The sequence below is a fragment of the Polynucleobacter sp. MWH-Spelu-300-X4 genome (assembly GCF_018687515.1).
GTDB lineage: Bacteria > Pseudomonadota > Gammaproteobacteria > Burkholderiales > Burkholderiaceae > Polynucleobacter.
Map to the genome: position 1 here is coordinate 175,669 of NZ_CP061294.1, position 14,247 is coordinate 189,915.

Here is a 14,247-nt window from a genome sequence, read left to right on the forward strand (position 1 = left end):
TGCAACGGTAAAAAAAGAAAGAAAGTAACAAAAAGACAAATGAAAACAATGAGATAAGAAAATCTCGAGATAGTTAGGGGTTTTTCCTAATGGGAAAACTCCCTACATAAGAAATCTCGAGAAACCATTATTTTAACGGTAATAAATTTGTGTTTTTGTGTATTCATTTAGTAAGTCCGATTGTTAAGGAGAGTAGTTATGTTTAATAAAAAATGGCGCAAAGCCTTACAGCCTAAGAACGTAGTTCTTGCGACTGTATTAGCTGTTGCCGGTGTAAGCGCAGTAGCGCAGAACTTGCCAGACCTAGGTTTGACAAGTGGTGATCCATGGAATGCAGAGCTTTACTATGAAAACCATACAGCTTTGCGTGACAAAGCCGGTTTGTCAAAATTCCGTAATACTCTCCAGTCAGAGATGTCTAAGAATCTTAACGATGGTTGGAGATTCCGCGGTATCTTGCGTGGTACATACGACGGTGTGTATGACCTAAACAAGAGTGAGTACGGTAAGAATGCTGGTGGTTCAGTAACAATGAATAATACTTTGGGGCCATCTGGCGCTCTTGGAGTTGTTTTACCAGCTTCCGTTGCTTATGGTGGAGCTTTTTTAGCTGCTGACAATTCACCTCAGGCTGGAACAGCAGGCGCTCAAGCTACTGCAGGTTTGGGCGCAGCTTTTGGTGCCCCAGCTAACGCAGCGGGTGTATATGCTTATAGAAATGAAGGTTTGCAAATTGTTGGTTCAGGTTGGAATACAGCAAATACCACTGCGGGTGCTATTAGCTTAGCTACTCCAGTGCGCCCTTGTAATTATGACTCTCGTGGTTGTATGGATTTTGGTGGTTATGGTAATAAAACACAGGCTCAGTTAGCCGCACCAGAATTTAACAGCCGTTTGGATTTTATTCGTGAGGCTTATGTAACAAACACTTTCAAAGCTGATGGTGGTGATGTTTTCCTAAAGCTTGGTAAGCAACAAGTTGTTTGGGGACGTACAGACTTATTCCGCGTGCTAGATGTTATCAACCCAGTTGATTACTCACGTAATAATATTTACGATGAATTGCAAGATATCCGTATCCCGATGTGGATCGCTCAAGCTGAGTACCGTATGGGTGCTAGTGAGAATATGCAAGACCGTAACTTATCAGTTGTTTGGAATTTTGACCAATTCCGTCCAAATAATCTAGGTCAAGGTGGTACACCTAACAGCATTCTTGATGCGGGTAACTTATTCCGCGGTTTGAGAAATTGCTGGGTTAATGGTTGTACTGTCGGCGCTTTTGGTGCTGACAACCCATTAGGTGGTGCTGCCTTCAACTTTGGCCCTGGGCAGCTTGGTATTCGTAATGTTGATTTGCCAAATTGGAGTCTTGCAAATACACAACTAGGTATTAAGTTTGAAGGTGTTACTAAAGAAGGACTTAGTTTTTCTTTGAATGGATTAACTTATAGATCTCAATTGCCTTCATTGCGCGGGGGAATTCCTGTATTTGATCCATTCTTGACTAATACTATGTCGGCAACAAATGGTGCTTATGTGCCCGCTTTTGATATGGTTTATCCGCGTGTAAATTTAGTTGGTGGTTCTATGGACTTCCAAGTTGAGTCATTAGGTGCAGCAATGCGTTTAGAAGGTGCTTACACACGAGGTGAAGAATTCGCAAATACACTTAATTCAAGTATGTATTCGAAAAACCCAGTTTGGCGCTCTGTGATTGGCTTTGACCGTCCAACATTCGTGCCATTTATTAGCACAGAACGCACAGTCTTATTCTCGGGGCAATTATTCTATCAACATATTTTTAATCATCAACAAGAACAAAGACCATGGGGTATGGCAGGCATGCCTGATTGGAAAGACAATGCAATCGCTACATTGTTGATGAAAGCATTCTTGATGAATGACCGTTTGAGCCCAGAAATTATCTTTGCTCGTGATTTCCGTGCACAAGCTAATGTGATTGCTCCAGCAGTTGAGTGGTTATATACAGATAATTTGAAATTGAAGTTTGGCGCAAATGTGAAGTTTGGTCATGAGCAAAATCAATGGAAGTGGAGTCATGCCGCCGCCGCTGATGCATATCATAATACTGGGCCAACAGATACACCTTATGCAACTTTGTATGACACAGGTCTTGGTGGTATGGAGCCTCTAGGTCGTTTCCGTGCAGGTCCGATTGGTACAGCATTTGGCCAAAATGAGATCTACGCAACATTGCGCTACAAGTTTTAATTTAGGAGTTAATTAATAATGAAAACGAAATTTTCCGCACTATTAATGGCTCTGTTGGCAGTGGGTGCTGTTGGTTCAGCATTCGCAGCTACAGAGGCAGACGTAGAAAGATCATTCTTCCCGTATAAGAGTGGTGTTCCTACATTCCCTGGTTTGAATGAAGGTACTGTTGTTAGTTCTAAAAACGTAGATCAGTTCAAAGATGTCGTTGACCCAGCTTTGTTTGACATGATCAAACGTGGTTGGTTAGACGTGACTGTTGGTAAAACAACATCATTCGACATGAACAAGGCTTACGTTGAAGCAACACGTGCTAACTTGAACAAGACTAAGCTTGGTGCTAAGCCAGGCGAGATCGAAGGCTTCGTTGCTGGTCGTCCGTTCCCTGAAGAGCCATCTGCTTCTGACCCACGTGCGGGTGAGAAGATTATGTGGAACTACAAGTACGGCGTTAACTGGGGTGACAATGCTGCGATTTATCCGTTCTACTGGAAATATCGCGATATGACTTCAGGTAAGTTAGAGAAGACATTGAAGTTAAACCTTCACTTCTTGAACTTCACACATCGTATTCAAGACGAACCAAAACCAGAAGTAACGCCTAACCCATCTAAGTTATTCCGTGGTATCTACATGAACATCATGGAGCCACAAGACTTGAAGGGTACTCAGTTGTTGATTCAGCGTTATGAAGATGACTTGAAATCTGATGATGCTTACTTGTACTTAGGTTTCCAACGTCGCGTACGTCGTTTGGCAACTGGTCAAGTGACTGACGCGTTCTTGGGCGCTGACTTGATGATTCAAGACTTTGAGGGTTACAACGACCGTCTATCAGCTTACAAGTGGAAATACGTAGCTACTAAGAATGTGTTGATGCCTTACTACTACCATAACCAATTGAAGCTAGCGACTGATATGCCTGCTGAAGCAGACGGCTACAAGTATGTTGACTTCGGTGGTCAAGGTAACTGTTTCCAAAACATTACATGGCAGTTGCGTAAGGTTTACATTGTTGAGGGTTCACCAGTTGATGCGAGCCCAATTAGCAAGCGTTTGATTTACATCGATGCTCAGGCTAACAACATTAACCGTAGCGTGATCTACGATAAGAAAGGTGAAATCTGGAAGACATTTACTATTGGTAAATCACACCCAGACTCACACTTAGCTGTGAACAAAGGTTCAGGTATTCCTATCGACGACTCATTCTCAATGGTTGACTTGCAAGCTAAGCATTGCACAACAGGTCAATTCAAGGGACAAGTTGATGTTAAGTTGAACCCACCACGTATGTTCCAAGTTCAGTTCATGCGCGGCGGTGACTAAGCTCTGTGTGGAATTAGCTTAATTATTTAAGCTGATCCAATTCAACCCTCAAGTACCTTTTGGTATTTGAGGGTTTTTTAATGCCTAAAAAAATAAAAATAGACGAAAATGTCACTTATTAGAAATAGATTTATTTGGAGATTTGGTGAAAAAAGTTCCTGATTCAGAACTTGTTCAATTACGTCATCAGCTTAAATTCTCATTTGAGACGGGTGAGATTTGGTTGGGTGAGAACCGCATGGTTCTTATGCACGTGGCCGCATTAGGCGCCTTGCGTAATGAAATCATTGAATCTTTAGGTATGGAGCGTGCGCGCGGTCTTTTAGTGCGCATGGGGTATGCATCCGGCGTACGTGATGCAGAGTTAGCTAAGACACTACCCAGTAATGATTCTCCTGAAGATGGCATTATGTTGGGCCCGATGCTGCACTCCTTCAAAGGCATGGTTCGGGTCGAAAAGAAAAAATTATCGATGGACTTATCTAAGGGTAAGTTCACGGGAGAGTTTCTTTGGGAAAACTCTTGGGAAGCTCAAACGCACTTAGAAAAATTTGGTATTGGTGATGATGTCGAGTGTTGGAGTCAGGTGGGTTACGCCTCTGGTTATGTTTCTACCTTCGTTGGTCGCCCTGTGATTTTTAAAGAAACTAAGTGCGTTTGTAAGGGTGATCACAATTGTTATATTGAAGGACGTCTTTTAGAAAACTGGGAAGACTCTGATGACTACTTGCGTTACTACAAGCCGGACAACATTGCGAGTAAATTGATTGACTTGCAAGAAGAAGTGGCAAGTTTAAGAGCTTCTTTGAGTAAGGTGAGTTTGCCAGATAACATTATTGGTGAATCTGAAGCTTTTAAAACAGCTCTTAATTTGGCTTCTACTGCTGCATCCAACCCGATTACTGTTTTGTTGTTGGGTGAGACAGGTGTTGGTAAAGAGGTCTTTGCACATTGGATACATGACAACAGCGATCGTGCCTCACAACCCTTTATTGCATTGAACTGTGCAGCGATTCCGAATGATTTGTTGGAGTCAGAATTATTTGGTGTGGAAAAAGGCGCGTTTACTGGCGCGCAACAATCACGTCCTGGTCGATTTGAACGCGCCAATGGCGGAACATTATTTTTAGATGAGGTTGGAGACCTTACACTAGCTGCCCAAGTAAAACTACTCCGTGTTTTAGAGAGTGGCGAGTTAGAGCGCTTGGGTGATATTAAAACTAGACAGGTCAATGTTCGATTAATCACCGCTACTAACGTTAACTTGCAACAAGCAGTTAAAGACGGCAAATTTAGAGCGGACTTGTACTACCGATTAAATGCTTATCCAGTCAATATTCCGCCATTGCGTGATCGTAGAGCGGATATTCCATTGTTATTAGATGCGTTTATTAAGAAATATGCTTTGCTACACAATAAGCGTATTCCGGGAGTGACTGATAAGGCTATGCGGATGCTCATGAGTTACGACTGGCCAGGCAATATACGTGAGCTTGAAAATATGATGGAGCGTGGTGTTTTATTAACTGCCTCAGACGATCGTATTGAGCTCAAGCATTTATTTGCTGGTGTATCTGATGTATTTACCAGTGAGGTTGAATTAAACCCCTACGGCCGAGTAGTGGATTCTCACTCTAAATCTTCCGAGGCATTGGCTGAAGAAATTCTTAAGCAAGGCATTTCATTAGAAGACCATGAATTAATGCTCATGGAGGCTGCAGTTAGAAAGACGGGCGGTAACCTAGCAAAAGCTGCAGAACTGCTTGGCGTTACTCGTCGTCAAATTGCTTATCGGTTAGAAAAAGAAGATAAAAAGTAAGCTTTAAGCCGTATAAACTTAAAATTGTTACAAATTTGTTAAAACCTTGTTTACATAAGTTACAAATTTGTAACTTATAGAATTCTCGGAAAGTTAATGGTTTTCCCTGAAAGACGGACCTCTGACCCTTATGTATATTAGCTAAAAGAATATTTGGCACGCATTTTGCATTTACTGAATGCGTAATTGTTTACTTTTAGTGCAAGTCTTCACAATTTTGGAGCAGAAATATGCAAATTGATTTACAAACGGTGGCCTTAAAGCCTCTAAGAAATACGTTTAAGCACATTGAAAAGCGTTTTGGTGACAAAGTTGCCACTCGTTATCAAGAGGCTACATACGATTTACAGCCAACTCATAACTTTCACTACAAACCAACTTGGGATCCGTCACGTGAGGTACATGATGCTAAGCGCACGAAGATTGTTCTAAAAGACTGGTATGTATTAAAAGATCCGCGTCAGTTCTACTACGGCACATATACACAAGCGCGTGCTCGTCAACAAGATGCGATTGAAAAGAGTTTTGACTTTATCGAAGAGCGCGGTTTAGAACACGCTCTTAGCCCAGAAATTAAAGAAGTTGCACTTAAAACATTGATGCCACTCCGCCACGTTGCGTGGGGTGCGAATATGAACAACACTTGTATGGCTGCTTATGCCTACGGTACAGCGTTGAATCAAGCTTGTACTTTTGCAAGTTTTGACCATTTAGGTATTGCTCAATATTTAACACGCGTGGGTTTAGCACTTGGCGATGTAGAAGACCTTAAAGCCGGAAAGGTTGCTTGGGAAAAAGACGCCAACTGGCAACCATTACGCCAATATGTTGAAAAAATGTTGGTGACTCGTGATGTGATGGAATTATTTGTAGCTCAAAACTTTGTATTAGATGGTTTGTTGTATCCATTAATTTACAAAGAAGCTGTGGATGGTGTTTGGGCAGCTAAGAGTGGTCCAACGATTGGCATGATGACTGTGTTCATGGCTGACTGGCAAGCTGAAACTGCTAAGTGGGTGGATGCTGTTTTGAAACCAGCTGCCGCTGAATCAGCAGAAAACAAAGCGTTGTTAAGTCAATGGGCTAGTGACTGGGCTAAGCAAGCGATTGCTGCGTTAAAACCAGTGGCTGCAATTGCACTAGGCGTTGAGGCTGACGCTGCAATGGCCGATGTTATTTTAAATTTACAAGAGCGCGCAAAGAAAAGCGGTCTTGAATTAAGCTTGTAATAAATATCAGGAGATATTAATCATGGATATGAATGCAAAGAAGAAGTTAGGTTTAAAAGAACGTTATCACCTAATGACTCGTGATTTAGCTTGGGAACCAAGCTATCAAAAAGAAGAGGAAATTTATCCTCAGTTAGCTTATGAAGGTATCAAGATTCATGACTGGGAAAAATGGGAAGATCCATTCCGTTTAACAGTAGATGCTTACTGGAAATATCAAGCTGAAAAAGAGCGCAAACTTTACGCGATCATCGACGGCTTTACACAAAACAATGGTCACTTAACTGTGACTGATGCGCGTTATGTAAACGCATTGAAATTGTGGTTAAACGCGATTACACCTTTAGAGTATGAAGCTCATAAAGGTTACGCACGTTTAGGCCGTGAGTTCAAAGGTGTGGGTGCTGCGGTTGCTTGCCAAATGCAATCAATTGATGAATTGCGTCATGCTCAAACTCAGATTCACTCTATGTCTAACTACAACCGTTTCTACAACGGTTTAGATAACTGGCATCATGCCCAAGACCACTTCTGGTACTACTCAGTACCTAAGTCATACTTCGAAGATGCTTTGACTGCTGGTCCATTTGAATTTATTACAGCTATTTCATTCTCATTTGAGTATGTTTTAACAAACTTGTTATTCGTACCATTTGTATCAGGTGCTGCTTATAACGGCGACATGGCTGCGATGACATTTGGTTTCTCAGCTCAGTCTGATGAATCACGTCACATGACTTTAGGTCTTGAAGTGATTAAGTTCATGTTGGAACAAGATCCAGGCAACGTACCTATCGTTCAAAAATGGATTGATAAGTGGACATGGCGTGGTGTACGTCTCTTAACGATTGTTGGCATGATGCAAGACTACATGTTGCCAAAACGTGTGATGAGCTGGAAAGAAGCTTGGGAAATTTACTTTGAAGGTAACGGTATGGCTTTGTTTAACGACTTGGCACGTTACGGCATCAAGGTTCCTGATTGCATCGATCAAATCCGTAAAGAAAAGGGACATATTTCTCACCAAGCTTGGTTGACATTTAATAGTGCCAACTTCTTGACGAACTTCCACACTTGGATTCCAAGTAAAGAAGAGTTGGATTGGTTGGATGCTAAGTATCCAGATACATTCCCTAAATACTATCGTCCTCGTTACGAATACTTCCAAAAATTGGAAGACGAAGGCAAGCCATTCTTCACAAAAGGTTTGCCACGTTTGTGTCAAGTTTGTCAGATTCCTGTGTTCTACACTGAGCCTGATGATCCAACACAATTGGTATATGAAGAGGGCACCTATATGGGTGAGAAGTTCCAGTTCTGCTCAACACATTGCCATAAGATTTTTGATAATGAGCCTGAGAAATATATCCAAGCTTGGTTACCTGTTCATCAAATCTTCCAAGGAAATAATTTCCCTGAAGGTACGAACCCAACAGTTGAAGGCTTTGATCCAATTAGAGCCGTTGCCGATTACTACCAATTAAATTGGGGTGTTGAAAACGGACCTTTCGAAGGATCACAGGATCAGAAAAACTTTGCAATGTGGCGTGATCAAGCCACTAAGAACTAATTGGAGAACATATGCCAGTAGCAGCAATTTCAGAATATAAGATCCCTGGCAGGGATTCATTGGATAAATTCCATGGCAACCAACTTCTTTATGTTGGTTGGGATAAGCACTTGATGTTTTACGGAACAGCAGCCTTCCCATTACCACCTGTCATGAAATTTAGTGATTTGTTTGGTGGTCCTTTGGCCCAGTATTACAGCCAACATCCTGACTTTGAAAAAATCGATTGGTCAAAGGTGAATTGGTTGAAAGACAATAAGCCATGGAAACCTGACTATGACAAATCATTGGCTGAAAATGGATTGGGTCATAAAGACTGTATCCGTTTCCAGACTCCTGGTTTGGATGGTTTGTTTGGTATTTGCTTCTAAATTAATTTAGAGCAGTTATAAAAAAGGCGCTTCGGCGCCTTTTTTATGGTGAAGTCATCTGTAGCTTAATTATTAACGTGCCAGTTTCTCTTTCAACAGAACTGTTTGCTTTTTTGGTGGAGTTGTTGATGTTGAGTCTTTGGTCAGAATGATATTTTCTGGGATAGCCTTTGTGGATCGTGATGTTCCTTCATTTGCTGAAATCCCTAAAGCTAACCTCGCGCATTGCTGTATCACTCGATGTCTGAGCATACGCCTTGGCATCTGTTGCCAAGATGGGTGATCGGTTCTAACTTCTTCTAAATATTCTTTAATCACGATTGGTAGGATGCGATCATTTCTGTAGATCGTGCATTCCATCCAAGTCGGAACGTTATCTACTAGCTCGGTAGAGTCTCTTAAGCTCATTCCAGCATATTGAGGATGGTTGTTGATGAGTTTGGACCATCCATCAATCGTTATAAATGGTTTGTAATTACCATCTTCACTTGGTAGCAAGCTAATTTCATCAGATAGTGGATCTAGTTGATATTTGCTAGCAAGTCTTAATAGTTGTATTTGAGGGTAGAGTGGCACCCCTAAATATTCATCAAGCCATAGCTGTAATTCTTCAGGATCAATATTTAGACTCTGACTAGTTTTATCAATCGCTGATTGAAGGGCTTTCATGAGAGCTCCTTAATCACTAAGCGACGGCTATTCTGTACCGCTATTTGATATTGACTGGCCCATTCAGGATGTTCTTCAGTGAGACGTTTGGCATCTAATCTGACGGAGGGCTTCGGTGCTTTCCAAGTCGCTAAGGTTTGGCCATGAAAAGTCAGCACTTCTGCATCTTGCATCTGTCCCATGATGCTTTGTTTAATCTGACTAATTTCTGCTTCATATTGCTCCACTTGCTCATTAAGCGCTTTTAATTTTTTAATCAGTTCACAGGTCTCTACAGGCGCCTCAACAGATTTACTCACTGTTGATTTACCAAAGAGGGTCTTATAGTCATACTCGGAAGTAGCTAAAGGCGGGGTATTGGTTAGCACATGATTTTCCCAAAAGGATACGGCACGCTCTAACACCATGGCCTCTAATTCAAGATCTCTAGTAATCTCATAAATCCTAAAATCCGCATTACCAAATAAGACCGCTAAATCCGTTCGATCGATATTGGTGAGCATCATGTACCAGACGCACTGCACCAAATACGATAGAGGTACTTGATCACTACCAGACTCTCCCCATTCTGATTGAGCGAACGGATTAGCGGTTTTGCACTCTAAGATACGAGAAGCTGTAATACGACCATCGCTATCTATTAGAGATAAATCACCTGATAGAACAAAGCGATCAATATGCCCATGCATGTATTCATAGTGTGGATGAACAACTGCATCATCATGAGTAACCAAAGACAATCCAGTCGCTAGGGCATATTCAGATGCAACAAATTCTTCAGCAAACTGGCCAAAGCGCAAAGGCAAGGAATCCCTAACAGCTACTTCCTTGCCCGTCTTCTCCATCCAGACATCCACAGCACTTCTGTACCTAGATAGCCCTAAGATGGCGCCAATGTCTGATCCGCCTAGACTTTTAGCCCGTAACAGTGCAAAATCTTGATTATTAAGCATTTTTATCCCTTTCAACTGTAATAAATGGTCTATTTAAGACCATTATAGGTCTAAATTAGATTGTTTACAAGTGCTCAACTTAGATCAGCTAGAGCAACGCTGAAATGGTCCTTGGAGGAGTTATCCCAAAGGTCAGGGGTTGGTACAACCACTCTCAAGCGGTTTGAGTCTGCAGATGGCGTTCCAAATGGAAATCTTTCTACATTTAATACCTTGAGAAAAATATTTGAAGAAGCTGGCATTGAGTTCATCGGCACACCAGAAGATGGTCCGGGCGTACGCTACTACCCTAAAAAATAACTTGTCTTTTTTTAACCATAGACCAGTTTTAATTTTGGTTTAAAGTGATTGGCATGGGTTCACGATGCCAATGCACATGTCTTGATTGCAAACACCAGTTCACTTTGACAAAAGGTGGTGGGTGGACTTCTTATCAAAAAGTATGTGCTCTATGTGGCACTATTAAAAATGTCCCACGTAAAGGCCCGGCTAATTTTGTTGAGGGAAAGACCTTAACGAAAGAAGAGTTATTACATCATTTAAATACACCAAGTGAGTGGTCTCGTCATGGTGGCGGCTTCGATTCAGATGAAACCAAACTCATGCATGAGCTAACAGCTTCATGTGATTGTGGCGGTCAATTAATTCCGGAATGGGATCAGCGAGTTCAGTATCGATGCCCTCAATGTCGATCTTCACATCTAAATTTAGTTGAAGGTATTCTCTTCGATTAATAAATTTTGTAACGATAGCTATAGCTAGTGGTGTTTGTTATAACTTAGTGTAGCTTAGTGTACTTTAGTGTTGTTTTGTATTAAATCGCCTGCCAAGCTTATTTAATTATTTCATGATGAGCTTAGCAAGAATCATATTTTTCATGTAGACTAGAGCCTCGCAGTTGAGTTCGCGCGCCAACTGTTGCACTTACAGCGCTGCCAACCCTGGCTTGCTAAAAAGCAAGCAACCCATCATCAGGCTAGTGGGTTCTTATCGACGATAAGCTTAGCCTTGCAAGGTTTCACGCGACCTCCCTAATAGCGTTGCAACGTTTCACCAATCGAGCTGGCATGCGCCAGTATCCATTTTGATATTTCCGCCAAATTGGCAGAAGGTTGCTTATGCAAAAATTAAATAAAGGTCAGACTGGTCCTAGATCCAGTCAGGGTAAGCGGAACTCTTCGATGAATGCCCTGAAACATGGTGCTTACAGTAAGACGGCTGTATTGCCGTCAGAAGATGCTCATGCTTATGAGAAGAAACGTCGTCAGTATCAGAAATCGTTTCGAGCCAAGGATGAGCTGGCGCGGGATCTATCCGATATGGTATTAGATCATCAGTGGGTCGCGCGTCGTTTGAAGTGCCAAATTGTAGCCATGGAGCATGACCTGTATCAGAGTGCTTCACCGATTGAGTTTGCGAAATTTTTGGGTGTGCCTGATGCTTTAATTTCTAAAGCGCCTATATATTTCGTTAATCCTAATCATCAGATCTCTAAGGCTGAGGGAGATCATGCACAACTGATTTGCGACCAAATTATGGATCTAAAAGATCGATTACCTAATAAGCCTTCACTAGCAGAATTAGATGCCAGCTACCCAGAACTTAAACAAGTTTTGCTAAATCGTTTTGGTGCTTGTGATGAGATGGACTCAGAGTTGACGGTGGACTTAAGTAACACGAATGACGTGGAGTCAATTTGTTTGGATGGCCTATCTTGGAAGTTAGATGAAATTCATGCCCAGTATTTTTATCAGACTATTTTTGAATCGATCAAGCCTCAGCTGCAGTTTTATCTGGAAAAGCAACGTATAGATTTTTTTCAGAGGTTGAGTGCTAGCCATTCAGCAACTCTGACTAAGTTACAGCAACGCTTAGATAAGGAGTTGAATGCGACAAGGTCAGCTGTTCAGCTAATGATGAATTACAGCAAGTTGCAACAAGCTCAGGATGACGCACTTCGTTTAGGTCAAAAAAATCGAAACGAAATGCCAAATTCACAAGCTAAATCAAGTAGTTAGTATTTTGTAGTTACGTGTTTTTCTCGTTAAAAACACGATCTTCTTTAACAATTTAATAGAGTGGAATGGCTAGCCTGAGGTGGCAGGCTAGCCATAGCCATCACGCATGCTTTTGGATTTATCTGACGGCTAAGGGGGTTGCTTACCTAATCTTCCCGATTAGTCATTTAAGTGACATTTGAGGGGGCTGGAAGGCTTATATATTTTGGCTTATAGGGTAACTGCCCATTGCATTCATGAGATAGAAATATCAAAATCAGTCTCACTAAAAACGAGTTTTAATAGATGCTTAAAGACATCTTTCTTTAAGTGAACAAAAGGGGAAATAAACATGGCAATGACAGGCGTATTAAGACCAGGACATGCGCAGATTCGCGTATTGGATTTGGAAGAAGCTCTGCACTTTTACAGAAATGTTTTGGGTTTAGTTGAGACTGGTAAAGATGCATCAGGTCGTCACTACTTCAAAGGTTGGGATGAGCGTGATCACAACAGCGTGATTATTCGTCAAGCAGATCGTGCTGGTATTGATTTCTTTGGTTTCAGAGTATTGGATGTACCAACTTTGAATCAATTAGAAAAAGATTTAAATGCTTATGGTGTTAAAACTGAGCGTATCCCTGCTGGTGAGTTGTTAGAAACTGGTGAGCGCGTTCGTTTCCAAGCACCAACAGGTCATTTCTTTGAGTTATATGCTGAGAAGAATCACGTTGGTAACGGTTCTGGTTTAGTTAACCCAGCTCCTTGGAATACGAAGACTGCTGAGCACGGTATTGCTCCGATTCGTATGGACCACTGTTTGTTGTATGGTCCAAACATTGAAGGTAACAAAGAGTTATTTACTAAAGTATTAGGTTTTAGAGTGGTTGAGTATGTGGTTGCTCCTGATGGCGAGCACACAGCTGCTTACTTCTTGAGCTGTTCACATAAGGCTCACGATATCGCGTTTGTTGAGCACCCAGAGCCAGGTAAGTTGCACCACGTTTCATACCGTTTAGAGTCATGGGAAAAAGTATTGCGTGCAGCAGATATCATCGGTATGAACAAGGTGCCTGTGGATATCAGCCCAACTCGTCACGGCGTGACTCGTGGCACAACCATTTACGCATGGGACCCATCCGGTAACCGTTTTGAAACATTCTGCGGTAGCTATGAGCCGTATCCAGATTGGGAACCGATTAAGTGGACATTTGATGAGTTTGGTTACGGTTTAGACCATACAACTGGTAAGTTGCACGAATCTTTCTTAACCATTGTTAGTTAATTTAAATTAATCATTCATGACAGCTCAAAATAAAAAACGCGAGCTGGCAGTTATGGTCGGAGCCACGGGTGCTTTAGGTACTACCGTGGCTCATCGTCTTGTAGATGCCGGTCTTCATTTATTAGCTATTGGTCGCAGAGAAGATGAGCTAAAAGCTCTGGCTGCTACCTCAGAACACATTAGCTATGTCATCGCTGATATTGGTGATGATTCTGCTATTGAAATAATTAAAGCCAAAATTGATGCAACTGTTCGTATGGTTGTGCATGCAGCAGGCGTGCCTGTGGCAGGTGGTGTTTTAGAAGCTAGCCCTTTGGCGCTATCTCAAGCTATCAACATTAAAGCTGGCGGTATGTTGCGTTTGCATCGTGCAACCGATGCGCACTTGGTGCGTGGCTCTAGATTAGTGGCTGTTGGTGGTCACTATGGTTTTGAGCCAACTGCTTATGCAGCAACTGCTGGTGTAGCCAATGCAGGTTTAACCAACTTAATGCGTCAATTTAGTTGGGCATTGGGTGAGCGAGGAATTACTGCTCATTTAGTAGCTCCTGGCCCTGCTGATACGGAACGTTTACGCAATGTTGCTAATGCGCGTGCTGCGCAGCGCGGTGTATCGGTTGAGGAAGTGTTCAATGAGTTGAAACAAGAATCAGCGATTCATGCATTTACGACCCCTGAGCAAGTGGCTTGGGGTATTTGTTTATTATTGGCTCCAGAAGCTGATGCGATGGCCGGTTCGTCACTCATGTTGGATTCTGGTCGTAGACATGGTCTACCTTAATTAAGAAAA

13 protein-coding genes are annotated in these 14,247 nt (G+C 42.0%); 11 read left to right on the plus strand and 2 right to left on the minus strand.

Features of this window, described 5'->3' with window-relative positions:
* The first annotated feature begins 198 nt into the window (after window positions 1–198).
* The 6 genes from ICV01_RS00955 to ICV01_RS00980 all read left to right on the plus strand — a co-directional run bounded on the left by ICV01_RS00955 (window position 199) and on the right by ICV01_RS00980 (window position 8,553).
* Window positions 199–2,235 (plus strand): DUF1302 family protein, encoded by a 2,037-nt coding sequence (locus tag ICV01_RS00955; protein ID WP_215287815.1) that lies wholly within the window; start codon window positions 199–201, stop codon window positions 2,233–2,235.
* Between the two features lie 18 nt (window positions 2,236–2,253).
* Complete coding sequence (locus tag ICV01_RS00960; RefSeq protein WP_215287816.1) at window positions 2,254–3,564, plus strand: DUF1329 domain-containing protein; 1,311 nt, start codon at window positions 2,254–2,256, stop codon at window positions 3,562–3,564.
* Between the two features lie 145 nt (window positions 3,565–3,709).
* Window positions 3,710–5,383: a sigma-54-dependent Fis family transcriptional regulator gene (locus ICV01_RS00965; protein ID WP_215287817.1), complete on the plus strand. Its 1,674-nt coding sequence runs from the start codon at window positions 3,710–3,712 to the stop codon at window positions 5,381–5,383.
* 230 nt (window positions 5,384–5,613) lie between these two features.
* Window positions 5,614–6,612 (plus strand): aromatic/alkene monooxygenase hydroxylase subunit beta, encoded by a 999-nt coding sequence (locus ICV01_RS00970; protein WP_215287818.1) that lies wholly within the window; start codon window positions 5,614–5,616, stop codon window positions 6,610–6,612.
* A 22-nt stretch (window positions 6,613–6,634) separates the two neighbouring features.
* Window positions 6,635–8,182, plus strand: a complete 1,548-nt coding sequence (locus ICV01_RS00975; RefSeq protein WP_215287819.1) for a YHS domain-containing protein — start codon at window positions 6,635–6,637, stop codon at window positions 8,180–8,182.
* Window positions 8,183–8,193: 11 nt separating this feature from the next.
* Window positions 8,194–8,553: a phenol hydroxylase subunit P4 gene (locus ICV01_RS00980; protein ID WP_215287820.1), complete on the plus strand. Its 360-nt coding sequence runs from the start codon at window positions 8,194–8,196 to the stop codon at window positions 8,551–8,553.
* Between the two features lie 72 nt (window positions 8,554–8,625).
* Here the strand turns inward: ICV01_RS00980 and ICV01_RS00985 are convergent, their stop codons facing one another.
* Together ICV01_RS00985 and ICV01_RS00990 are read right to left on the minus strand one after the other, a co-directional pair.
* A complete protein-coding gene (locus ICV01_RS00985) occupies window positions 8,626–9,222 on the minus strand; it encodes a recombinase RecT (RefSeq protein WP_215287821.1) in 597 nt (198 codons plus the stop codon).
* Window positions 9,219–10,175: a YqaJ viral recombinase family protein gene (locus ICV01_RS00990; protein ID WP_215287822.1), complete on the minus strand. Its 957-nt coding sequence runs from the start codon at window positions 10,173–10,175 to the stop codon at window positions 9,219–9,221. Before ICV01_RS00990 ends, ICV01_RS00985 begins: the two co-directional genes overlap by 4 nt.
* A gap of 60 nt (window positions 10,176–10,235) precedes the next feature.
* On the opposite strand from ICV01_RS00990, the gene ICV01_RS00995 reads away from it, so the two are divergent.
* The 5 genes from ICV01_RS00995 to ICV01_RS01015 all read left to right on the plus strand — a co-directional run bounded on the left by ICV01_RS00995 (window position 10,236) and on the right by ICV01_RS01015 (window position 14,238).
* Window positions 10,236–10,475: a helix-turn-helix transcriptional regulator gene (locus ICV01_RS00995; protein WP_215287823.1), complete on the plus strand. Its 240-nt coding sequence runs from the start codon at window positions 10,236–10,238 to the stop codon at window positions 10,473–10,475.
* Between the two features lie 53 nt (window positions 10,476–10,528).
* On the plus strand, window positions 10,529–10,909 hold the full coding sequence (locus tag ICV01_RS01000) for a hypothetical protein (protein WP_215287824.1): 381 nt from the start codon (window positions 10,529–10,531) through the stop codon (window positions 10,907–10,909).
* Between the two features lie 384 nt (window positions 10,910–11,293).
* Window positions 11,294–12,193: a hypothetical protein gene (locus ICV01_RS01005; protein WP_215287825.1), complete on the plus strand. Its 900-nt coding sequence runs from the start codon at window positions 11,294–11,296 to the stop codon at window positions 12,191–12,193.
* Between the two features lie 331 nt (window positions 12,194–12,524).
* Window positions 12,525–13,457 carry a catechol 2,3-dioxygenase gene (locus tag ICV01_RS01010; protein WP_215287826.1) on the plus strand — a complete coding sequence of 311 codons (933 nt, stop codon included), beginning with the start codon at window positions 12,525–12,527 and terminating at the stop codon, window positions 13,455–13,457.
* A 16-nt stretch (window positions 13,458–13,473) separates the two neighbouring features.
* Complete coding sequence (locus tag ICV01_RS01015; protein WP_215287827.1) at window positions 13,474–14,238, plus strand: SDR family NAD(P)-dependent oxidoreductase; 765 nt, start codon at window positions 13,474–13,476, stop codon at window positions 14,236–14,238.
* Window positions 14,239–14,247: the final 9 nt, after the last annotated feature.